This is a genomic window from Anaerostipes caccae L1-92 (assembly GCF_014467075.1).
Taxonomy (GTDB): domain Bacteria; phylum Bacillota; class Clostridia; order Lachnospirales; family Lachnospiraceae; genus Anaerostipes; species Anaerostipes caccae.
The window spans coordinates 697678-719414 of the sequence record NZ_AP023027.1 but is presented as its reverse complement, the minus strand read 5'-3'; the positions used below and the strand labels follow the sequence as shown (position 1 = coordinate 719414).

Below are 21737 nucleotides of genomic sequence, written 5' to 3'. Positions count from 1 at the left end.
TCTAAAAATCCAGCATGGTCTTCCCCTCACCGCAGCAGCTCTCAAAATCACGGATAAAGTCTTTCACCGCGTTTTCTGCAATCCCGTTAAATGCAAGTGACTTTAACAGATCGGAACTGACTGTCACCGCACCGATGCCGCCTTTCCCCATATCAATGACCTGCTGTGCGTTTTTAAATGACGCTCCAAGGACTTCGGCCTTATAGCCTGCAGCTTTTACCATCATGTGGATATCCAGAGCAGTCTGTACACCGTTGTATCCCAGATTGTCCAGACGGTTTACATAAGGCGCCAGAAACTCTGCTCCCGCCTTGGCTGCCAGAAACGCTGACATCGTGCCGTAAATGGCCGTGGCTGTAACACGGATATTCTCACTGCTTAAAATAGAAATTGCTTTTAATCCATTTTCCGTGACGGGGACTTTGATAAAGGTATCTTTTCCCAACACAGATACCATATATTTCGCCTCTCTCACCATATCTTCCGTTTCCACAGATAATACCTGTGCGTGAAGCATGGCATCTGAAGGAATCAGGCTGCGGATTTGTTTCAGCTGGTCCATCGGATCAGGATTTCCTGTTTTGCTCAGAATGGTAGGATTTGTTGTCACCCCATCATATGGGTATTTGCTGTACAATTCCTCAATATTTCTTAAATCTGCATCATCAATTAACATTAACATCTGAATCTTCTCCTATATATGATAAAATTTTTTGTTTCCACTGTTCCTGTACTTCTTTGGAGGGCACAGAGAATTCTATGCTCTCACCTTTTCCTAATCTCTTTTCTTTTGCAATGCCCATCCGGTGGTAGGGCATGATTTCCCATCCTTTCAAATTCCTCAGTTCTTTTATGAGTCCCGCGATTCCTCTGAAATGTTCCTCTGTGTCGTTCACTCCCGGGATTACCGGGCACCTCAAAGTGATCACTGCACCCTTCTGGTAAAGAAATCTTAAATTTTCAAGAATCTTCTTGTTTTCCACTCCGGTCAATTCCCTGTGCTTTACATTGTCTGTCTCTTTATAGTCCCATAAAAACTCATCCGCATAGGGAAGAATCCGTTCATAATTCCTCTGGTCAGAATACCCGCTGGTCTCTATGGCTGTGGACAGTCCCATCTCCTTCGATTTCTTTAACAGCTCAAGAACAAAGTCTGCCTGTATCATCGGCTCCCCGCCCGAAAGAGTAATTCCACCTTTGCTTGTACGGAAAAATGCCTGGTCTATACAGACTTCTTCGAGAACTTCCTCTGCCGTCATTTCTTCTCCCACCAGTTCCAGTGCACCGTAAGGACAGCCTTTTGCATATGTTTCTTTTATGGACTGTGACTCTTTGGATACGGTCTGCAGATTATGACAGATGCCGCCGCATTTGCCGCACTTCCGGCATTTGTTTTCAAAATACTGCAGTTCAGCGGCCGGTGCCAGCCCTTCAGGGTTGTGACACCACAGGCATCTGAGCGGACATCCCTTCATAAAAACATTGCTCCTGATTCCGTCACCGTCATGAATTGAAAAATGCTGGATACCAAAAATCAGCCCCTTCACTTCCTCTTCCATATCTCTATCCTTCCCCGTACATCGTTCTTGCAATAATTTCGTTCTGCAGCACTCTGTCGAGATTCACAAAAAACTCGCAGTAACCGCCTACGCGTACGATCAAATCCCTGTGCTTTTCAGGATGGACCTGGGCATCTTTTATATCGTCCAAATTTGTTGTATAAACCTGGATCTGCGGTCCTCTGTTTTCTATGTAGGTCTTAAGGAGGCTGATGGCAGCCTGCCTCCCTTTTTCCTCATTTAAAAATGCAGGATTCAGCTTATAATTCAAGGCATATCCGCCCGTTATATAGTCATCATTCAGCCGGATGACAGAATGGAGCAGCCTGGTAGGGCCCTTTACGTCTTTTCCCTGTCCCGGTCCCATGCTGTCACTGAACGGTTCTCCTTTATGCCTGCCGTTTGGTGTCGCACCGACAATTTCCCCGTGATAAATGTGGAAAAAGTAACCGAAGAGCGTCGACACATATTTATCCTTTTCTGAATTGTGATTCAGCTCAAAGACCGATTTGGAGAAATGAGTAAGGACTTTGTCCGCAATACTGTCCACTTCTTCTAATCCATTGCCGTAAGCAGGTGTCATGCGGTCCAGCATGGCGCGCAGTTCTTCATAACCTTCAAAGTCTGCCTCCAGCGCATCCTTCATCTGCTCCAGTGTCACCTTCTGATCATCAAAGACAAATTTTTTCACTGCACACAGGGAGTCAGCCGCAGTTCCGATGCCGTAGGCATAGACAGACCAGTGCACAGGACACTCGCTTCCGCCCTGCAGCATATCTTTTCCATGTTCCAGGCACCCATCGATCAAGACTGAAGAAAAGGGATCATAACACCGTTCTGTCATATTGGCTTTCTTCTGCAGTGCCTCCTGCCGGTCAGCTTCTATTGCTATATCCATCTCCTGTAAATATGCGTCCATGAACTCATCAAATGACCGGATCTTAATTTCCCCTGCTCCCCATTTTCTCATAACTTCTTCTATGAGGACCGGAAATGCGATGGCCTCTGTAACTCCCCAGTTGGGCTGTTTCCCGGGAATCATGATCTCCACGCATCCCATATTGTAATAATCATTGGCCTGGTCCTCCGGATATCCAAGCTTCTTCATATTTGTGATCCATATCTCGTCATTTAACAGCATCGGCTGCCCGCATCCGGCTTTGATCGTTTCCAGTGCCTCCTCATAAATCCAGTCAGGATTCAGACGGTTCACCCGGAGTCCCACATTTGGATAAGGCATCCCGGCGTCTTTTGCTGTCTGAAGACAGATCCGGGTCAGCTCATTGGCCGCATCTTTTCCATCCGGGGTAATCCCTCCCAATGTAACACTCTGTACAGTACGCATCTTCGGCTCATTCACCTTCAGCCACAGGCATCCCACCAGCTCTTTTGCCTCGCTGTATGTAATTCTGCCTTCCTCTGTGTCCTTCTTAAAATACGGATATAAATACTGATCCAGTCTTCCGAAAGATAATGCAGAACCGCCCTGGATATTGGCAATGATATGCAGCATCCAGGTCAGCTGGACGGCTTCATAAAATGATTTTGCAGGCTTCTCTGAAATCTTCCGGCAGATGTCTGCCATCCTTTTTAACTCTCTGCTTCTCTCCTCCGTCACGTTGGTATTCTGGCTGTGCAGATCCAGTTCATCCGCATACCGTTTGATAAATCGGATCACTGCGTCAACCGCAATACGGGCTGCCTCATAATATTCAGACTTTTCCGGGTCTGACGAACTGCCAAGCCGGCTGATGATCTCATCTTTCATTTGTAAAAGACCTTTCTGCAAAGCCCTCCCGTAATTGAGATTCAAATGATTTCCCACAAACCACGGGAGCTCATTGTACAGCTTTTTGTCCTCTGCCGCATATGGGATCTTGAATGCGCGTTCCAGCTCTCTTCCGATCTCATACGGTTCCAGATCTTTACATCCGGCGTACCGCTCTTCCATCAATGCAATCTGCTTCTGCAGATCTTTAAATTCGATGCTGGCGTCATGGTGGACTCTGGACATCAGCGACCAGCGGCTTTTTTTGCTGGTGAAATCGTCCTCAAAGCTTTTTGCATGGCCCTCTTCAAACACGATGGATCCGTCAAGATTCTTATTTTCTGCTTTTTCCTTCCGATAGTTCTCAATCGTCTGTACAGACTTCTTTTCCTGTTCTTCCTCTGTCATCCGTTCCTCATACACCGGGCACATGCCGAGCATACTCCCGGCAATCAATTCATACGGAAGGACTTCTAATTTTACTTCTTCCAGTATATTGGCAAAAGCTTTCGCCCTTCTGATCTGTACCGGTTCATTCTCTGTCGTCCTTAATGAATCCGCAATATATTTATAAAGATAAGTGGACCGCACTCCCATATCATTTCGCTGCTGTATCTGCTGTTTTAAAGCTTTTAATCTTTCCTCCATAGTTTCTCCTTTCTGTTATGTGCACATATTTTCACTAATTTGTGCATTTACACTTTCACTGTATAACAATCTGCGGTGATTGTCAAATACGTTTGCTGATTTTTCTACGCATCAAAAAAGGAATGCACCTAAATGCATTCCTTTTTTGCTCTTCTCAACAACAGGGACCTAATGAATCTCCCGCTTTTTCTTTAAGACCATATACACTGCTGCCGCGGACACAATCAAAAAGATCAATTCCATTTCACCCTTGTCTTCGTCTCCTGTTTCAGCTACGCCTTTTCTAAGAACCCGATTGGATCTTGTTTCTGAACTGCCTGCATGAAACTTACCGCTGTTATCATCTTTTTTCTTTTTCTTCTTGCTCTTTGACGGATCATCTGCGGTATTGCCGCTGTTTTTCTGTTCTTTCTGATACACAACTTCTACCGTATGATTTCCGCTCACATTCTTAAAGTCAATTTTTCCAGCATTTTTAAGATCTTTCCGTTCTACTCCGTCCACAATGACCTTCTGGACTTCATATCCCTTGGCAGGCTTCCATACAACCTGATAGCTTCCACCTTTTTCTACATCTCCGCCTGCTGTGATGCTTCCTTTTCCTTCCCTGGATGTCTTAATCTCTATAAAGTCAGGGTTTCCCTGTGTACTGTTGTCTTTCTTTTTATAAATAACTTCCATAAGAATGGTTCCGGTCTGCGCCACTGAATGATATCTTCCCTTTGTCTTCTTTTAAATCATCCCTGGTAACTCCGTCTATGATCACTGCAGAAACCTCATATCCTTCTTTTAGATTCCACTGTACTTCTTTGTTTGTTCCGGCCTCAACTTTGGAAGACGGGGAAATCGTTCCCTCTCCTCCTCCGATGGAAGTAGAAATATCAAACTGCTTTCCGGCTGTGCTTCCATCATGCTTTACAAACTCTATGTAAATCGTATGATCAGACGCCACCCCCTTAAACTGAATGCTTCCTGCGTCTTTCAGATCATCTCTCCCGACACCATCCACGACTACTTTGCCGACATAGTAACCGGGCTCCGGTTTGAAGTTCACGGTGTGGTCTTCCCCACTCTTTGCAGAAGAACTGTCGAACACCTGTCCCTTGTCGCTCTAGGAAGTATTGATCTGATGCTCTTTTCTTATGACTGAAAATATACCCCTTTTTAAACAGAAATTTCTCTTTTTATACAAACATGTATGATTATGATAGGTGTGTCAATTATAATGTCAAATAATTTCCGCTAGAAGTAAATAAGGACAGATGCCCGTTTTGTTCGGCATCTGTCCTTCCTTATCTCCAGCGAAGAATACAGTCTTCAATTTTTCTTATTGTCTTATCTTCTTCTTTGCCTGTAACTTCAAGGATGATCTCGTCCCCTTTACGTATCCTGGCATCGAGAAGTTCTATGATGCTTTTTCCGTCATAGGTGCGGTCCTTCCACATGATCTTTACGTCACACGGCATATTTTCACATAAATTTGCAAGCTCGGCCGCCGTGCGAATATGAATACCGCTGCTGTTTTGGATCTTTATCTTTCTTCTCATACTCATCCGATCTCAAGCCTCTTAATCTCGCTGTCGATCCTTGCTATCTCTTCCTCTGTAAGCTCCCAGTCAAAAGCACTGCAGTTTTCATCGGCTTGTGCCGGGGTATTCACACCTGTGAGCGCCGTACTCACAAAGCTTTTCTGTGTACTCCAGTTAATCGAAACCTGTGCCACCGGCTTTTCGTGTTCCTCTGCGATGGCATCCAGAGTCTTTAACAATTCCATGATCTTTGAAAATGTCGGCTCTTTAAAAAATGGGTAGAATACGAGCCGCATATCTTTCGGATCATACTCCGGACACTCCCTGATAGCCCCGGTTAAAATTCCTGCGCCGAGGGAACCATACGTCATGGTGCCGATGCCCTGAGTCTCCGCCCATTCCATCAGCTCTCTCTCCGTCTGATTTACCATAGAAAACGGCGGCTGAATCACATCGATCTTTGCATATTTCTGCGCTTCCATGATCAGCTCTTTCGGAGAGTTGGACATCCCGATAAACCGGATCTTGCCTTTTTCTTTCAGCATATTGACCGCTGCCATCGTCTCTTCGATCGGCGTATTTACATCCGGCCAGTGCATAACATAAAAGTCAATATAATCCGTTTGAAGGCGTTTTAAGGATTCGTCAATCTCCCTCTCCACGGTATTATATTTGCAGTCTCTCACAGACGTACCGGTAAAATGATTAATATAAGACCCAAACTTGGTCGTCAAATATACCTTATCCCTGATCCCTTTTAACGCCTGTCCAACGACCTCCTCTGAGTGTCCTTCCCCGTAAATCGGTGCGGTATCCACCATATTGACCCCATTTTCCACCATCCGGCGCACGGCTGCGATGGATTCCTTTGTATCCACGTCTCCCCAGCTGACTCCCGCTGAATTGGCTCCCGCAATTCCCCATGTTCCCACGGTCAGCGCTGATATATCTGCTCCTGCATTTTTAAAATGTTTATATCTCATGATTTCCTCCTGATCCTATCTCTGTTTCAATGCTTCTTGATACTGTGCTCCAATCAGATCTAAAAGCTCCCATTCATCCGGCAGCAGTCCACAGTATTTCATTATGGCCTCCCGGATTCCATGTTCCTTTACGTAATCCGTGATCTCGATGCTCTCTGGTTCTTCCTCATCCCGGTAGAGGAATCCATAGGCGATTCCTTTCGCCAGATAATACGGAAGGATATGATGTTTCATACACAGAAGCGCTGGTCCTGTAAAACGGTTCCCTCTTGAGAGTTTCCCTTTGGGCCCTGCGGCAACTCTGCGGATCTCGTCTTTTAAATTGCGGTTTTTCGGCGCATTCATAATAAAATCCACCCATTCTTTCCGCTCTTCTTCTGTAAATCCATACTCTCTGGAAACCGCTTCTTCCGCTTCATAAAAGGCGCCGGAAATAAAGTCATCGATCCACGGATCGTCATATGTATCTGCAATGTAAGTACATCCCTTTGCTTTCCCGAGAAATGCCGTCATACAGTGCTTCATATTCCCTGTATATACTTTCCGGTAAATCTGGGCTTTGGCTTTCACCGATTTCCCTACCTGTTCTGCCTCTGGAAATTCTCCCTTAAACGCTTCCGCGTCAATACCGATGTGTCCGTCCAGTTTGGTTGTGACGGCAAACGGGTCTTCTTCCATCAGCTCTTTGGAAGACGGCATAGCTGCCATGCCGACCATAACCTGACAGATTCCTGTCTTTTCTTTCAGATAAGCCAGCGCTTCCTCATCACCTTTCAACAATTCCCCAAGACGTTTTTCAAAGAAATCCGGAGCCCCAAGGGCGTTGACGCAGAGCAGGATGTTAAAGTTCCCTGCATTTTCCCTGCTTCTGACCTTTATGGCCTGAGCCAGATTCTGCGCGATGCTCTCAAATGCCCCCTCATAGACACAGCAGGCAATCAGATCCACCTGTTCCATGTGCAGGACCAGATCTTTTTCGTCTGAACAGTCCAGGACGTCAAATCCTTTTACAAGCACACGCCGTTTTTCTTCGGCGCCGACTCTCTCGATCAGATAGGTACCCTGTTTTTTCAGCTGTTCCATCCGCTCTGCCATGATGTCATATAAGTACAGATGATAACCGGATTCATAAAACAGCCCTCCGATGACGCCCCGTCCGATATTTCCTGCTCCGATGACCAGCAGTTCTTTTTTCTGTTTTTTCAATGTCAAGACCTCCTATGCGATGATGCCCAGTGCAAATAAGACGACTCCCACAACCATGGTGCCGATCAGGAGAGGCACGACTTTGACTCCTTTGCCGAGCAGCCAGTAGATTGTACCAACCAGGCCAAGGGAGAGAATTTTCGGCATGATGCTGTCCAATGTTGTTTGGAGTACCATTCCGCCGTTTTTCACATCCCCGATAGTGATTGGCGTAGACACGTTGACCGTAGCCACGATCATAGCGCCGATGGCCATGAGTCCGACCACAGAGCAGGCATAGGAAACTTTGTCCATGATTCCGGACTTCTCGGATTTCAGCAGGAATTCTGTTCCCATACTGTACCCGTATTTTAAGCTGTACCAGCGGGCCAGCACATTCGGAATGTTGTACATCAGCAGGAATAAGACCGGAGCAAACACATTTCCCGCGGCAGCCATGCCGATGACTAAGGATGTGGCAAGGATTCTCAGCGTAGAAGGAAATAAAGTATCTCCGATGGCTGACAGCGGGCCCATGAGACCTGTTTTTACCGCATTGATACTCGTGGCGTCGAAGTCTGGATTTTTTTCATTTTCCTCCTCCATTGCCGCAGAAATCCCCAGGGCAAATCCCGCAATATTCGGAGTAATATTGAAGTATTCCATATGGCGTTTCTTTGCCTCTATCCTGTCTTCTTTCTTGTCATAAATCTTATCAATGGCCGGCATCAGGCTGAAAGTGTAGCCATTGTGCATCTGTCCCGGATAATCGTTCATGGCATTCAGCGCAAGATACCGGATAAAAATCTGTTTTAAATCTTTCTTGTTTAACTTAGAACTCATTTTCGTCACCTCCATAGGCCTCTGCCGTCTCCGGCGTATTTTTCTGGTTGGATAAGATGATCAGTACCATCATGACTGCAAACAATGTCACCGCAATGGTCGGCAGTTTTAGATAAGCCGCCAGCATAAATCCCACAAAGAAGTACGGTGCCATTTTCTTGCTGATGATCATTTTAAGAAGCAGGGCAAAACCAATGGCCGGGAGCAGGTTGGCCGCAGAGGCAAGCCCGTTGATGACCACCTTAGGGATGGCATTGACGGCTGCCTGCACCGCAGTGCTTCCCGCATAGATGGACAGGAAGCCATACAAAAAGTAAACAACAAAACTAGTGAAAAATGCACCAAAGAGATAAATTCTTCCTGCAGCCCTTGTATTGTCCTTCTCGATCTTCTTCATCATGACCTGTCCGAATGCCGCGTTCATCAGTTTACACCCGATAAAGATAAAGCCTCCGAGCAGGGCGATCGGCACTGCAAGAGTAGTAGCCACGGCCTTTCCTCCGGTTGTTATAATGGCAAATGCCGTACAGATAGCTCCCGCAGAGCCATAGTCGGGACTCACTGCCGCTCCGATAGGAAAAGACCCGATAAACATTAGTTCCAATACGCTTCCAAGAATCACACCCTGCACCGGATCTCCAAGAACCAGTCCAGTCAGCGTGGAAATGACAATCGGTCGGCAAATCATGCAGTACCCAAAAAAATATTCCATTTTGCAGAGGCCTAAAATCAGCCCCACAAGCAGCGCTTTTGTTAACATATCCCTCTCTCCCTTCTAACTCTCCAACAGTTTTTCCGTAACTTTTACAGCGGTTTCTGTGGGTACCTGCTGTATTTCCATGCGGATACCCTTAGAAAGCAGGTGTTTCAGAGTTTCTGTGTCGTCTGCGGTCACGTTGATTGCCTTACTCAGTGCCCTGCTTCCCTCCACTGCCGGAAGTACTCCCAGGTTTACATCGTTGATCTCCGGAACGGCATCTGTCAGCCTTTCCACGTCCTTTACGTTGTTGACCACAATAAACAATTTATACTTGTCAGTGACGCCTGACTTGATGGCCTTAATGGAATCCTCCATAGATTTGATGACCAGCTTAATTCCCTGGGGTTTGGAAATACGCAGCATAGACTGGCGCATCTCATCTTTTGCCACCTCATCATTTGCCACCAGGATGCAATCCACTCCCAGCGCCCTGGACCAGGAGATCGCCACCTGTCCGTGTACCAGACGATAATCGACTCTTAATTTCTTAATCATAGGTAATCCCTCCTCATTCTTTTCTTAAAATACTACGCTGACCCTGTAAGCTCCGGGGACAACAGCGGCCTCGAAGGCTTCCTGCACCTGATCCAGCGGATATTTTGCCTCCACAAGTTTAGACAGGTCAATTTTCTTTTCGCTGATCAGCTCCGCGGCTTTTTTAAAGTCACAGAGATCCGCTGAAAATGTTCCGATCAGCTCCATTTTTCTGTAATGAATCAGGTTGGAATCCACATGCAGTTCCGGAGCCGGATATCCTGCGGCAAATAATAGAATTCTTCCGTGAAGATGTTTCACCATCTCAAGGGCCTGATCATTGGCCGCCGTGACACCTACCGCCAGGATGACCGCATCGGCGCCGCGTCCGTCCGTCCATTCTTTTACTTTTTCCACCGGATCTTCCTTAGATACATCCACTGCGTGAAGTCCCAGATTTCTTGCTACTTTAAGTTTTTTCTCCATCATTTCCGTGATGAGCACATCGCATCCTTCTGCCTTTAACGCCAGTGCATTCAGAATCCCCATGGTTCCGGCTCCGATGACGACCACTTTTTCTCCCGCGGACACTCTTAATTTGCGCAGTCCCTGGCAGACCGTGCCAACCGGTTCCACAAATGCCGCCTCGGAAGGATCGATGGACGGGTCCATCTTAAACAGAGAGCGGTACGGCTTGACCACATACTCAGAGCAGCCGAAGCCTCCGTGGTAACCGTCCGGTGAAAGTTTATTCCTTCCTTCTCCCAGAGTCACACACTCACTTGTGAGGCCCTTTTTGCAGAACTCACATTTCCCGCAGTTGTCATAGCCGATGCCAACCGGCTCTCCTATTTCAAATCCTTTTACCTCCGATCCCATATCAACGATCGTCCCGCTGAATTCATGCCCGAATGCCATAGGAAACTTCAGATTCTTTCTGGCCCCGGTCCACTGTCCGTAATCTGTCGTACAAATGTTGCAGGCTCCGTTTTTGATCAGCACCTCATCGGCTTTCAGTTCCGGAATCTTCCGCTCATGTACTTTCACCACCCGTTCCTGTTCGATCACTGCAAATCTTGTCGTCTCTGTTTTTGCCATTTCGCTTACCTCTTTCTCTATCTCCTGATATATGGTTTCAATCTTTTCATCGTATCCTCATAGACTGCCGCCGGGTCTTCAAAATATCTGCTGTCTGTATACTCCAGCACCAGCGGCCCTCTGTAATCGTTTTGATCCAGTAATTTCAGTGTCCCTTCCAGGTCACAAGTTCCGTCTCCCCATTTGAGATGGGAAAAGGCGCCGTCTCTGTAATCCATAAAGTGTACCAAATTCAGCCGTTTTCCAAATGCATCAAACCAGTCCTGGAGGGATTCTCCGGCATTGTGGATCGTATGGATGTCTGCGGTCACGGCAAACTGTCCGGAGTTGACCGCTTCCATCATCCGTTTTACATCTTCAAGCCGGTTGCACAGCCTGGTGCTCTTCTTCGATAAGGTCTCCATAGTCAGATATACGCCGTAATCCTCTGAAAATCTGCAGAGTTCCCCGACCATTTCCTCACTCCTTTTCCAGGCTTCTTCCCTGTCTTCGGAAAAGAACTGCCAGCCGGATGTGATCAGCACTCTGTCACAGTCAAGTTCTGACGCCGCCCGGATCATATGCTGAAAATAGCGTTTCGCCTTTTTTCTGATCTCCGGTCTTTTTGCGGCCATGTGAAATGGCTTCGGACAGGACTGCTCCGGCGTCATGCTCACCGCTTTCAGCCCATAGTCTCCAAGCATCCTTTTGAGGCTTTTTGTTTCCTCATGAGTATGGGCATCCACAAAATAGTGGGCTCCGCATGTCCAAAGGTCAATGCTCTCATAGCCGCTTTCTGCTGCCGCCCTCAGATAGTCCTTAAACTCATAAAAGCGGAAGATATGATTCATGGGAGCGGGCTGTTTCCTGTCGATCAGATCCATAGGTTTACCACCGGTTCTGTGAATCAAACAGCCTCATGTAGTGTTCCAGCACTTCCTGAAATCCCTCGGTTCCCGCTGCGATGGTCTGCTGCATGTTCATTTTCTTCGGTGCAAACTCTCCTGCGGCCTTAACATCTTTTCTTGGCGCGCTGCTCTCAAGGGCTTTCCTCAGTGCATTCTTTCCTGCCTCGCTTAAATCTGTGTTTAAATTGACTTTCTGTATTCCGGTCTTCACTGCTTTGGCAAGATTGTCATCTCCTGTGCCGGAACCTCCGTGGAGTACAAGAGGAATCTTGATTTCTTTTGATAAAGTGGAGAGAAGTTCAAATTCCAGATGAGGAGTTCCTTTATACACTCCATGCGACGTTCCCACGGCCACAGCCAGGCAGTCAATTCCGGTTTCTTCCACATAGGACTGTGCTTCTTCCAATTTGGTCAGTCCCGCATCTCTTGTCTCCTCATATTCGTCGCCCTGACCCACATGACCAAGCTCTGCTTCTACGGAAACGCCGACCGCATGAGCCACTTTTACGATTTCCTTTACTTCTCTTACGTTTTCCTCATACAGAAGTGTGGAACGGTCGATCATGACAGAACTGAATCCGGCGTGGATCGCCTGTATGATATCCTCAAAGGCGCCGCCGTGGTCCAGATTCACCGCCACGGGTACTTCCGGATATCTGGCTGCATAAAACCTCGCCAGGTCTGCACACTCGTAAATGCCGTGGACAGAAGCCACATCAAGGATCACCGGCGCTTTTAGTTTTCCTGCGGCCAGAAAAGATGCCTCGATCGTCTCTCTGTTGAATACATTTGGGGCCGCCACCCCGTATCCTTCTTTCTTTGCCTTGCCAAGCATTTCTCCCATTGAAATAATCATTGTATGTAGTTCTCCTTCCCAGATCATATAAATGTGATGTTTTTTGCTTTCTGTCCATTTATACAACAAAAAGCGTGCCAACTTAGTGTCACGCTTTTGTCTCTGGCTCCGCAAACCGCTGATTATCTTATATTCCATTTATAATGTCATAAATATATCCGATTTCAGACAGTGGGATTTTGACACTGTAAGTGTTTTCTATCCCACTAAAGGCACTCCGTATTTTTGCAATCTCTTCTGTCCGTTCTGCCTCAAATGCATCGATATCAGGATAGTCTTCGATCGGGCTCCTCCTGATCAGGCGCTCCGCAAGACATCCCACATGAATGAAAAGATTGATCTTTGTACTGTTTGAAAGTGCTTTCCCGTCCGTGACCTCATATTGTTTCAGACAGTCCTCGATGTGGTTCATGATCTTGTCCGTATCCAGGATCGTCAGGGAACCGATCAGCTGCCGGACAGAAAAGTTTCTCACGAGATGGTCATTGATCTCCTGTATGCGCTCATGAGAGATAACCGGGGACAGGATCTTTTCCATCTTCCTCTCCGCCTCCCCTGACACAACCTCCTCAAGAGGTATGAACTCGATGCCGGAAAGCTTTGGATTTACAGTCCCTATGACTCCCAGGATGTCGTAGCCGTCCAACAGGGCATCGGCCGTTGACTGATTGTTCAGCTGGTCATAGTCGTAGGAGACCACCGTAATATCAATGTCCGAAGGAATACTGTCGTCGATCAGGCCCCGGATCTGCTCTGCGGTCCCGGTCCCGGTAAGACAGCAGGTCAGGATCACTTTCTGCTTGTCTATCTTCGGATAGATCATCTGGTATTCGGTCTGATTGTATTTCTTCAGCCTTAAGAGAATGTCCTCCAGACGGTACTTCTGTTTCACCATCTGTCCGGCGTTCACCGCCATCTGCGTGGAAATGTTGTTTACGATGGCTACGGGCACTCTGAGCATATCGCTGAGTTCCTCATAAATGTCCATCAGGGAGCCTGTGTCCACCAGAAACAGAAGGCCGCTGCTCAGATCATGAAGCTCAATATATTCTTTGATCCATAGGACAATATCTTCCATCTTTTTATCTATGGGCATATCCACCGCCTCAAATATTGTTTCTTCCAAAAGCCGGTTGGCCACATTGGCAATACTGCTTGCCGTGGCATATCCGTGGGCTAAAATGATGGCTTTAGTCCTGCCGTCCTGTGACTTCACATTCAGGCTCTTAAAATAGAGCACGAGAGGGAGCAGGTCCGCCTCCGTTACATTTAAATCCATCTTCGCGGAAAGCAGATCCATCATCCTCTTAACGAGCTGCGTTTCCTGTCTGTAATGTTCCTCCGCAAACGAAAGAAACTGCCCCGATACTTTTCCCCCGGACTCATATTCCGCAGGATGACCGTTCAGATAGAAGAAATAGGCTGCCGCAGCGTGGAGGACATTGCCCCCGAATCGAACATTGCAGCTGTATTCCACATACCGGAAAGCCTCGTGGACACTGCCGATCACATAGCGCATGAGCATAGTTTCCGACTCCTTACTCTGCTGATAGATGAGGCGGTCCAGCATGTCGCTGACCGCATGGAAGCACCGTTTCTCAAATTGGTCCAGGGCATATCCCTGGCTTTGGAATTCTTCATAGATGGAATTGAGTTTTTCAAACAGTTCCCTGTAATGTATAGATTCTTCCGTGTCTGCACCTGCAGCCGTCTCAGGCCTGGACTCCGGCGTGATCAGCACTTCCTGGCTCTTCTTAATCTTCATTCCGTCGTTCTGGGCGATCTCCGAAATGATCTCATCCGGCAGATCCCCCAGACGGAGTGCGATCTTTTCCTTTTCTTTATTTTTTGCGTAAGTTGTGGCACAGAGATATTTGATGGTATTCTGGAGTTCGCCCACATTCCCCTTAAAGTTATGTCCTGCCAGCGCGTCCAGCACATTTCCCGAAACTGAAAATGTTCTCCCCAGCACCCTGCTCTCCTGAATAAAAAAGCGGTAAATAAACTGCATCCGCTCCTGGTATCCCCGCTCCATGAGATCAGGGATTTCCACCACAATAGGCACCCTGCGCAGAAATGTGTCCAGAAAATTGGAAGCGAGATCTTCTGTGGTAGCCATAACGATCCTGACTTTTGCCTTATGCCACCCTTCACTTTCTCCCATCCGGCGGAAGATTCCCTGGTCCAAAAAAATGAACAGTTTTTCCTGACTTTCATTGTTCAGGCGGTGCACTTCATCCAAAAACAGCATCCCTCCGTCTGCTGCCTCCAAAAGTCCCTTGGATGTACCGTATGCCCCTGTAAACGCTCCTTTTACATATCCGAACAGATTGCTGGACAACAACTCCACATTGTTGGCGTACTGGGCACAATTCAGCGTGATGAACGGCGCCCCTTCCGGAAGTACCCCATGACAGACAGAAAACTCATAAATCTGCCGGGCCATGTAACTCTTTCCGGCCCCGGTATCCCCGTGGAGAAATACCGGCAGGCTTGTATTCGGATAAAATACGGAAGTCTTGATCTGCTCGATAGCCTTTTTAAGACTTCCCCGGGCCCCGATCATACTTTCCAGCGGATCGTCAGCCTCCCGGGACTTTCTCTCTGCCTCTGTATGTTCCATAAAAAGTTCCTCGAGACTTGCATAGACCGGTTTCTCAGGCTTAAAAAACCGCTCTTCAAACACTTTGGCATCAAAAAACAAAACAGGCCTTGTATTGACCTTAAATAAAGATTTCCCCACTTCTTTGTTTAGATAGTGACTGACTGTATTCCGTTTCACCGTAAAGATCCCCGACATCTCATCCGCCGTGCAGGACTTATCCACATGATCAAAATCAGCCTGTTTTGTTTGTTCTTTTATATATGACAATAACTTTTCCTTCAGCATATCCCTCTACCTCATCTCATTTGTACTGCATAATTTATTTTCATTATGCCAGCTTCCTGCCATTTGTCAATCAAGGCATTCCGCAAGATGATTTCTCAGATTCAAATTTCTTTTGACACTAGTTCTTGGCACGGAATTTGCTCTATATACAGTTGTAAATCAGTGTTATGCCCAGGCAAATATACTATCATTCAACGAGGTGAAAGAAACATGAAAAAAAGATTATTGATCGCAACCCACAGCACATTTGCTGACGGAATTAGAAATGCAATGGAACTGGTGACCGGAAGGCAGGACTCTGTTTCCACGCTCTGTGCCTATACAGACGATATGTCAGAAGTGGAAACTCCGGTCAGGGAGATCATAGACGGACTGGGTCCGGACGAAGAACTGATCATTGCCACCGATATTTTCGGCGGCAGTGTCAACAATGAGTTTATGAAATATCTGTCACAGAAAAATATCCACCTGATCGCAGGAGTCAATCTTCCGCTGCTCTTTGAACTGGTCTCCTGTCTGAATGCCCCAGACACAAAAAAGGCGTTGGAAACAGCCGTGGACAATTCCAGGGAGCAGATCTGCTACTGCAATCTGCTCTTAGATCAGGCGTGCCCTGCCTGTGACACATTTTAAGTTCCTCACGGATCAAACCGCAGGAAAGGAGGAGATTTTTTGGCCCCGTCTTACCGCTCCGCTTTAGAGCTTCACCAGAAACAGCAGATGTCTCAGTCTCAGATCCAGTCGCTGCATATTCTGTCACTGGATAACGGAGAGCTTTCTGAATTTCTGCAGAATGAATACATAGAAAACCCGATTCTCGACCATACACCTTCCGGTTCTTCTTTCACTGTATCAGAAACACAGGATTTTGATATTCCGGAAGAAGCCACCGACATGGTTAAGACATATCTTTTGGATCAGCTGAACCAAAATGATTACACAGAAAGTGAATGGCGGACAATGAACTTTATGATTGACTGCCTGGACTCCGGCGGATTTTTCAGGATTTCTTTTGAAGAAGTCTCGGCCCTTCTGGCAATTCCTTTGGAAGAGATAAAAACGTGCTATGAAACTTTGTCCGGCCTGGAGCCCGTGGGCATTTTTTCCCGCAGCCTTCCGGAGTGCCTCTTACGGCAGCTTGATTTCCTCGGAAAAAGAACGCCGGTCATGGAAAAGATTATACAAAATCACCTGGACGATATCGCCCTCGGACACATCAGCACCGTCTCCAGAAGCCTTCATATCAGCACAGCAGAAGTCCGAAAGCATATCGCCGTGATCCGGAACCTGAATTCCAAGCCTCTTCAGGGATTTTCCACAGAAAAAATCGAATACATCACCCCGGACATCATCGTGACCTGTCAGGGGAATCAGTGGGATATCCGGCTCAATGACGACTGGGTGGGGAATTATTCTCTGAATGATTATTATGTCCGTATGCTCAGAGGCACAAAAGACCCCCAGCTGAAAGAATATTTCCAGCAGAAATATGAGCGATGCCGTTTTATCATCGCAAGCATTGAACAGCGCAGAAATACGATGATCAGGATCACCGAATCCATTCTCTCAAGACAGCCGGAGTTTTTAAAAAATCACGGCTTTCTGAGACCTATGACAATGAACGAAGTGGCAGAGGATATTGGAATGCATGTTTCCACGGTGAGCAGGGGTGTCAAAGGAAAATACCTGCAGTTTCCCTGCGGCATCATCTCTATGAAATCATTATTTTCCGGCTCCTCCCCTGCTGCTGGTGCCCAGGTCAGTGCGGTAGATATCAAAGGGATATTAAAAGAAATGGTGTCCCGGGAAGATCCGAAGAAGCCATTCAGTGATCAGAAACTATCGCTGCTTCTGAAAGAAAAGGGATTTTCTATTTCACGGAGGACCGTGGCTAAATACAGGGAACAGATGGGGATTAAAGGGACTTATGACCGAAAAATAGACAGCCGAATTTAATATCCCGGCTGTCTAATCATCGTCCTTATAATCTGTTCACTTTAAAAAATTTCATGATCTCCGGCAGATATGTGGCGGTAAACAGTGCCGTCACTGTAAAGGCCGCCGCTTTGTGCAGCTTCTTCGGAAGTGCCAGTCCCCACATGACTCCGGCAGCGCAGGCACAGAGCTTAATCATTACGAGATCCTTCCAGTCTGCATGTCTCATGAAACGGTTTGTATATCGGATTAATTTCTTCACAGCAGTCACCCCATCTCTCTGTTTGATGTTCCGATTGTTCTGCTTTTATTTTACCACTCTTTGTAAGCGGTGTCACCGTGTCTTTGCATATCCTGCTCATCCCACCGAAAGATTCAATTTGCCTTTACTTCTGCCTCCATATATCTGTTAAAGAAATCTTTGACCGATATTGGTTTTGAAAAATAATATCCCTGTCCGAAGTCACAGCCCAGATTTTTCAGTATATTGATCTGCCCTTCAGTTTCGATTCCCTCCGCGATCGGAATCATCTGGTTCAAGGTCCGGCACATCTGAATCACATACCGGACGAGCACCTGCGACTTTTCATTCTTCTCCAAACCGTCAATCAGGCTCTTGTCCAGCTTAATCTCATTAAAATCAATGGCAGACAGTATGGCCAGATTTGAATATTTGGTTCCGTAATCGTCCAGGGAAATCTTAAATCCCGCTCCAATAAATTCTTCTGCCTTCCGGCTCAGCTCTTCCAGCCGGATCTTGGACGAGCTCTCTGTGATCTCTATACATATTTGGGAAGGGTCCACGTCATACTTCCGGCAGACATTCAGAATTCTGTTTGCGATATCTTTCTCCATTAAAGTAACCCGCGAGAGGTTAACGGAAATCGTAAGGGAGTCAGAACCCGTCTGCTCCCACTGTCTAAGAATCCTGCAGACTTCCTCCAGTACATATAAATCAACGTGGCAGATGACATTTTCCAATTCATAGATCGGAATAAATGCATCCGGCATAATCAAACTGCCGTCCTTTTGTATTTTTCTCACAAGAGCCTCTGCCCCTATGATCCTTCCTGTCTCAATTTCAACCTTAGGCTGAAGATGTACAACAAACCTTCCCTGTTCAATGTCTCTTAAGAGTTTCTTGGCAACTGCCGATCTGCGGTTGTATTCTGCGTTCAAGGTTTTTTTGTAGTATGACTGCTTTTCGATGTACATTAAGTCTTCTGCATAGCTGACCTGCTCTTTGACTCCCCGTCTTCCCGCATCCCAGACTGCTCCGATGGAAATATTCAGTTCCTCGTTGTGCTCGGTTTCCCTCCTCAGCGCTGACACCCTGCTGTGGAATTCCTCCCTGGATATTTCAGGGCAGAGCACAACATACTCAGCCCCACCGGTTCTTACAACACGGATTTTTCTTTCTTTTTTTACCTCTCTGTACTTCCATTTCTGCGGTATTTTCTTTTTTCTCTCTGTTTTTATTTTCTTCTTTTCCGCCGGCTTCTTTTCTTCTGATGAGGGTTCTTTTGGCACCGGATCCCATTTCGCTGTCAGTCTCATATTACCGTTCACCGGTTTATTAAAATCCCACTCTGTTTCTTTTCCGTTTTCATCAATATAATACCATCCGCCGAAGGTGTAGCCGGCCCTTTTTGGTGCTCCCGGTTCTTCGGCCTTCTCACCTCCATTTATCATCTGGTATTTCGGCTGAGTCTTATCCGCATAGGTCAGATTATCATAAGGAAAGTCTGAATCATTCTCCTGCTTGCCTGTCACTATGGAAAGCCCTTTTAACTGTTTTTCTGTAAAAGCCTCACCCCCCCCCCCGGTTTTCCAGCCATTTCCTGTTCCCATGACTGTGATCAGAGAAACTGCAGCCAGACATCTCATCCATTGCTTTTTCATTGTTCTATCCGTCCTTTTTTGCCCTCAAGTGCACTCTTTCTTGGGTGATTTTTTGACTTTATAAGAAACTTCTATTCTGAAAAAGGTTAGAAAAAAAGGCCTTTAAAAGCCTCTTTTACTCCCTGTTAAATTCAAATATTCTTTGATCTCCTGCCTTGTCCATCAAATATAATTTAAAGTCCTCTGTCTTAGGCGGTACATAGAAGATCTCCCGGCTCGTGTCACAGGTGAGTCCTGCGACTTTCTTTCCGGATTTTCCGAGGGCATAAGTCTTCACGTAATCCACATCCCCGTCCACATAGATCGCCAAACGTCCGCCCTTCTTTTCCACCTTTGCCTGGAGTATAGAAGCCGGGGTAATCTTTTTTGGTTCAGGCTTCGGTTTGGGCTTTTGGGGAATCTTGATCCCTTCCAGATTTTTTGTCTCCATCTGCACCTGAGGAGTCTCGAAGCCTCCGAAATCAACTGCCGGAAGAGGATCTTCATGAAGCATCACAAAACCGGCTCCGACCGCAATTGCTGCTCCGAGGGCCGCCTTTTTCATGGCCACCACTCCTTTTCCCGTATTGCTTCCCGCAGTATACAAAGACCCCCTGAGAATCGGATATAAAGCAAAGAAACCAAATCCCCTGATTTTCAAAGCCTCTCTGTCTGCTTTCGGAAGGCTTTCGATCTGTTTTTTCAGATTTTTCCGTCCATGGAACAAAAGGTTTTTCACCGCGTTTACATTACAGTCCATGATCTGGGCGATCTCTTTCATCTTCAGCTGTTCCAGAGCACTCAGGATAATCGCGGCTCTCTGCTTCTCCGGAAGATTCTTTATGCACTCATGGAGGATTCTTGTCTTCTCATCCTCCAAAATAAACTTCTGAGGTTCCGGCTCCTTAGAAGACATACTCTGGACAAAATCCACCACTTCGTTTCCAAGTATGTCGGTCTGACTGTTCTTTTTGGCATTCCTAAGACAGCACCGGTATGCAATCTGCCGCTGCCATGCACAAAACGCCATATTATCTTTCAGAGCAGGAAGATTCCTGTAAATCTCGATAAAAACATCCTGTAAAATATCCTCTGCCTCAGTGGCATTTCCGCAGAAATTCAATACAAACAGTCTGGCCTGGTCGTATGTCTGCCGATACAGATATTCATATGCTCTCTCATCTCCCTGCTTTGCCCTCTTCACATACGGACAAAGATTTTTATAGAAGTTCCCGTCCCTCATCTCTCCTTATCCTTTCTCCTTCGTTCATTCTCACTATAAAATAGATTTTTCATAAATACAAAAGGAATTCATTGTAACAGCAAGTTTTTTGTACATTGCGGCAGTAACTTTTCTATGGTAAACTCTAAGTAAAATAATCTTCCGTACATAATCGCGGAGAATGGAATATAACAAGGAGGATCTCATGAAAGCCTTATTTATCATCAATCCCTCTTCGGGGAAACAAAATATTGAAGCCACACTGCAGGAAATCATGTCGACTTTGATTTTAAAACAAATCACTCCGCACATTGATGTTTTTTATACAAAGAAAAAAGATGATGCAAAACACCGGGCGGCAGCCTTAAAGCCCGGAGAATACGACTATGTTGTCTCTGTAGGCGGCGACGGTACTTTAAACGAAGTGTCCAACGGACTTGTAGTCAGCCAGAGTAATATCCCCCTGGCTATCATCTCCGCAGGAACTGTCAATGACTTTGCCACTTATATGAACCTGCCTCAAACAGCCAGGGAATTCTGCAGCATGATAAAGAATTTCCAGACGAAGAAAGTAGATATCGGAAAGGTCAATGATGAATATTTTATCAATGTCCTTGCCGGCGGCCTGCTCACCGATATTGCTTATAAAGTTCCGAAAGACAAGAAGGCAGTCCTCGGGAAGATGGCATATTATCTGGAAGGCATCAAAGAACTTCCAAAGCAGTTTTCCAAAAACATGGTATTAAAGTATACCAGCAGTGAATTTTCAGAGACCACGGAAACCATGGTCTTTTTAGTGGCCAATTCAAAAAGTGTTGGAGGTTTCCCGACTGCCGCACCGCTGGCTTCTGTGTCAGACGGCTATCTGGACGTCCTGATCCTTAAAAAGATCGAGTTTTTAACAACTCCGGATCTGATCGTCAAATGGCTCCAGGGCAGCCACCAAAATCACCCGTCCATCGAGTATTTTCAGACGAAAGAAATCTTTATCGAACAGGCATCCACAGACAACGAGATCGCCATTGACTACGACGGTGAGATTTTGAGCGAAGGGCTCCCTGTAAGGATTTCTATCGTTCCGGAAGCGTTAAATATCCTTGTGCAGAGACAGGATCCACAGTGATCTCAGATATAAAAACCAGACAGCTTCATAAACCGGTTCCCAAACACCAGATCAAAAATCTGACGGTTGGGATACCGGTTTTTTTACTATCTTATA

At 46.4% G+C, this 21737-nt stretch carries 21 protein-coding genes; 3 read left to right on the top strand and 18 right to left on the bottom strand.

What is annotated here, in order from left to right:
• Window position 1: 1 nt before the first annotated feature.
• The 15 genes from ANCC_RS03640 to ANCC_RS03570 all read right to left on the bottom strand — a co-directional run bounded on the left by ANCC_RS03640 (window position 2) and on the right by ANCC_RS03570 (window position 15480).
• Window positions 2–682 (bottom strand): transaldolase family protein, encoded by a 681-nt coding sequence (locus ANCC_RS03640; RefSeq protein ID WP_006568684.1) that lies wholly within the window; start codon window positions 680–682, stop codon window positions 2–4.
• The gene (locus tag ANCC_RS03635; protein WP_006568685.1) at window positions 666–1559 is read right to left on the bottom strand and encodes a glycyl-radical enzyme activating protein; all 894 of its coding nucleotides are present in this window, start codon (window positions 1557–1559) and stop codon (window positions 666–668) included. The genes ANCC_RS03640 and ANCC_RS03635 overlap by 17 nt, the downstream gene beginning before the upstream one ends.
• 4 nt (window positions 1560–1563) lie before the next feature.
• Window positions 1564–3975: a pyruvate formate lyase family protein gene (locus ANCC_RS03630; protein WP_006568686.1), complete on the bottom strand. Its 2412-nt coding sequence runs from the start codon at window positions 3973–3975 to the stop codon at window positions 1564–1566.
• Window positions 3976–4143: 168 nt separating this feature from the next.
• Window positions 4144–4656, bottom strand: coding sequence for a hypothetical protein (locus ANCC_RS03625; RefSeq protein ID WP_006568687.1), 513 nt, complete (start codon window positions 4654–4656; stop codon window positions 4144–4146).
• Window positions 4640–5029 carry a hypothetical protein gene (locus ANCC_RS03620; RefSeq protein ID WP_225103650.1) on the bottom strand — a complete coding sequence of 130 codons (390 nt, stop codon included), beginning with the start codon at window positions 5027–5029 and terminating at the stop codon, window positions 4640–4642. Before ANCC_RS03620 ends, ANCC_RS03625 begins: the two co-directional genes overlap by 17 nt.
• A 238-nt stretch (window positions 5030–5267) precedes the next feature.
• Window positions 5268–5528: an HPr family phosphocarrier protein gene (locus ANCC_RS03615; protein WP_006568689.1), complete on the bottom strand. Its 261-nt coding sequence runs from the start codon at window positions 5526–5528 to the stop codon at window positions 5268–5270.
• A complete protein-coding gene (locus tag ANCC_RS03610; RefSeq protein ID WP_006568690.1) occupies window positions 5525–6487 on the bottom strand; it encodes an aldo/keto reductase in 963 nt (320 codons plus the stop codon). The genes ANCC_RS03615 and ANCC_RS03610 overlap by 4 nt, the downstream gene beginning before the upstream one ends.
• A 15-nt stretch (window positions 6488–6502) precedes the next feature.
• Entirely contained in the window at window positions 6503–7693 is a 1191-nt protein-coding gene (locus tag ANCC_RS03605) for a mannitol dehydrogenase family protein (protein WP_006568691.1), read from the bottom strand.
• A gap of 12 nt (window positions 7694–7705) precedes the next feature.
• Window positions 7706–8515, bottom strand: coding sequence for a PTS system mannose/fructose/sorbose family transporter subunit IID (locus ANCC_RS03600; protein ID WP_009289205.1), 810 nt, complete (start codon window positions 8513–8515; stop codon window positions 7706–7708).
• The gene (locus tag ANCC_RS03595) at window positions 8505–9275 is read right to left on the bottom strand and encodes a PTS mannose/fructose/sorbose/N-acetylgalactosamine transporter subunit IIC (RefSeq protein WP_006568693.1); all 771 of its coding nucleotides are present in this window, start codon (window positions 9273–9275) and stop codon (window positions 8505–8507) included. The genes ANCC_RS03600 and ANCC_RS03595 overlap by 11 nt, the downstream gene beginning before the upstream one ends.
• A gap of 15 nt (window positions 9276–9290) precedes the next feature.
• Entirely contained in the window at window positions 9291–9770 is a 480-nt protein-coding gene (locus ANCC_RS03590) for a PTS sugar transporter subunit IIB (RefSeq protein WP_006568694.1), read from the bottom strand.
• A 24-nt stretch (window positions 9771–9794) separates the two neighbouring features.
• A complete protein-coding gene (locus ANCC_RS03585; protein WP_006568695.1) occupies window positions 9795–10847 on the bottom strand; it encodes a zinc-dependent alcohol dehydrogenase in 1053 nt (350 codons plus the stop codon).
• Window positions 10848–10864: 17 nt separating this feature from the next.
• Complete coding sequence (locus ANCC_RS03580) at window positions 10865–11737, bottom strand: sugar phosphate isomerase/epimerase family protein (protein ID WP_225103649.1); 873 nt, start codon at window positions 11735–11737, stop codon at window positions 10865–10867.
• Complete coding sequence (locus tag ANCC_RS03575) at window positions 11715–12590, bottom strand: class II fructose-bisphosphate aldolase (protein WP_009289206.1); 876 nt, start codon at window positions 12588–12590, stop codon at window positions 11715–11717. Before ANCC_RS03575 ends, ANCC_RS03580 begins: the two co-directional genes overlap by 23 nt.
• A 127-nt stretch (window positions 12591–12717) precedes the next feature.
• Window positions 12718–15480 (bottom strand): sigma-54-dependent transcriptional regulator, encoded by a 2763-nt coding sequence (locus tag ANCC_RS03570; RefSeq protein ID WP_006568698.1) that lies wholly within the window; start codon window positions 15478–15480, stop codon window positions 12718–12720.
• 210 nt (window positions 15481–15690) lie between these two features.
• Between ANCC_RS03570 and ANCC_RS03565 the strand changes: the two genes are divergently transcribed.
• A complete protein-coding gene (locus tag ANCC_RS03565) occupies window positions 15691–16113 on the top strand; it encodes a PTS sugar transporter subunit IIA (protein WP_006568699.1) in 423 nt (140 codons plus the stop codon).
• 39 nt (window positions 16114–16152) lie between these two features.
• Window positions 16153–17436 carry an RNA polymerase factor sigma-54 gene (gene rpoN, locus ANCC_RS03560; protein ID WP_009289208.1) on the top strand — a complete coding sequence of 428 codons (1284 nt, stop codon included), beginning with the start codon at window positions 16153–16155 and terminating at the stop codon, window positions 17434–17436.
• Between the two features lie 25 nt (window positions 17437–17461).
• Here the strand turns inward: rpoN and ANCC_RS03555 are convergent, their stop codons facing one another.
• The 3 genes from ANCC_RS03555 to ANCC_RS03545 all read right to left on the bottom strand — a co-directional run bounded on the left by ANCC_RS03555 (window position 17462) and on the right by ANCC_RS03545 (window position 20539).
• On the bottom strand, window positions 17462–17677 hold the full coding sequence (locus ANCC_RS03555; protein ID WP_225103648.1) for a hypothetical protein: 216 nt from the start codon (window positions 17675–17677) through the stop codon (window positions 17462–17464).
• Window positions 17678–17790: 113 nt separating this feature from the next.
• Window positions 17791–19317, bottom strand: a complete 1527-nt coding sequence (locus ANCC_RS03550; protein ID WP_227032291.1) for an EAL domain-containing protein — start codon at window positions 19315–19317, stop codon at window positions 17791–17793.
• A gap of 115 nt (window positions 19318–19432) precedes the next feature.
• The gene (locus ANCC_RS03545) at window positions 19433–20539 is read right to left on the bottom strand and encodes an RNA polymerase sigma factor (protein WP_006568704.1); all 1107 of its coding nucleotides are present in this window, start codon (window positions 20537–20539) and stop codon (window positions 19433–19435) included.
• A 184-nt stretch (window positions 20540–20723) separates the two neighbouring features.
• Between ANCC_RS03545 and ANCC_RS03540 the strand changes: the two genes are divergently transcribed.
• Window positions 20724–21641 carry a diacylglycerol/lipid kinase family protein gene (locus ANCC_RS03540; protein WP_009289211.1) on the top strand — a complete coding sequence of 306 codons (918 nt, stop codon included), beginning with the start codon at window positions 20724–20726 and terminating at the stop codon, window positions 21639–21641.
• Window positions 21642–21737 lie beyond the last annotated feature (96 nt).

Bases quoted from the DNA above. Each gene is read 5' to 3' on its own strand.
- ANCC_RS03565 (WP_006568699.1), top strand. From the start codon at position 15,691: ATGAAAAAAAGATTATTGATCGCAACCCACAGCACATTTGCTGACGGA.
- ANCC_RS03610 (WP_006568690.1), bottom strand. From the start codon at position 6,487: ATGAGATATAAACATTTTAAAAATGCAGGAGCAGATATATCAGCGCTG.
- ANCC_RS03630 (WP_006568686.1), bottom strand. From the start codon at position 3,975: ATGGAGGAAAGATTAAAAGCTTTAAAACAGCAGATACAGCAGCGAAAT.
- ANCC_RS03600 (WP_009289205.1), bottom strand. From the start codon at position 8,515: ATGAGTTCTAAGTTAAACAAGAAAGATTTAAAACAGATTTTTATCCGG.
- ANCC_RS03540 (WP_009289211.1), top strand. From the start codon at position 20,724: ATGAAAGCCTTATTTATCATCAATCCCTCTTCGGGGAAACAAAATATT.
- ANCC_RS03585 (WP_006568695.1), bottom strand. From the start codon at position 10,847: ATGGCAAAAACAGAGACGACAAGATTTGCAGTGATCGAACAGGAACGG.
- ANCC_RS03635 (WP_006568685.1), bottom strand. From the start codon at position 1,559: ATGGAAGAGGAAGTGAAGGGGCTGATTTTTGGTATCCAGCATTTTTCA.
- ANCC_RS03595 (WP_006568693.1), bottom strand. From the start codon at position 9,275: ATGTTAACAAAAGCGCTGCTTGTGGGGCTGATTTTAGGCCTCTGCAAA.
- ANCC_RS03545 (WP_006568704.1), bottom strand. From the start codon at position 20,539: ATGAGGGACGGGAACTTCTATAAAAATCTTTGTCCGTATGTGAAGAGG.
- ANCC_RS03575 (WP_009289206.1), bottom strand. From the start codon at position 12,590: ATGATTATTTCAATGGGAGAAATGCTTGGCAAGGCAAAGAAAGAAGGA.
- ANCC_RS03590 (WP_006568694.1), bottom strand. From the start codon at position 9,770: ATGATTAAGAAATTAAGAGTCGATTATCGTCTGGTACACGGACAGGTG.
- ANCC_RS03570 (WP_006568698.1), bottom strand. From the start codon at position 15,480: ATGCTGAAGGAAAAGTTATTGTCATATATAAAAGAACAAACAAAACAG.
- ANCC_RS03640 (WP_006568684.1), bottom strand. From the start codon at position 682: ATGTTAATGTTAATTGATGATGCAGATTTAAGAAATATTGAGGAATTG.
- ANCC_RS03550 (WP_227032291.1), bottom strand. From the start codon at position 19,317: ATGAAAAAGCAATGGATGAGATGTCTGGCTGCAGTTTCTCTGATCACA.
- ANCC_RS03615 (WP_006568689.1), bottom strand. From the start codon at position 5,528: ATGAGTATGAGAAGAAAGATAAAGATCCAAAACAGCAGCGGTATTCAT.
- ANCC_RS03625 (WP_006568687.1), bottom strand. From the start codon at position 4,656: ATGGAAGTTATTTATAAAAAGAAAGACAACAGTACACAGGGAAACCCT.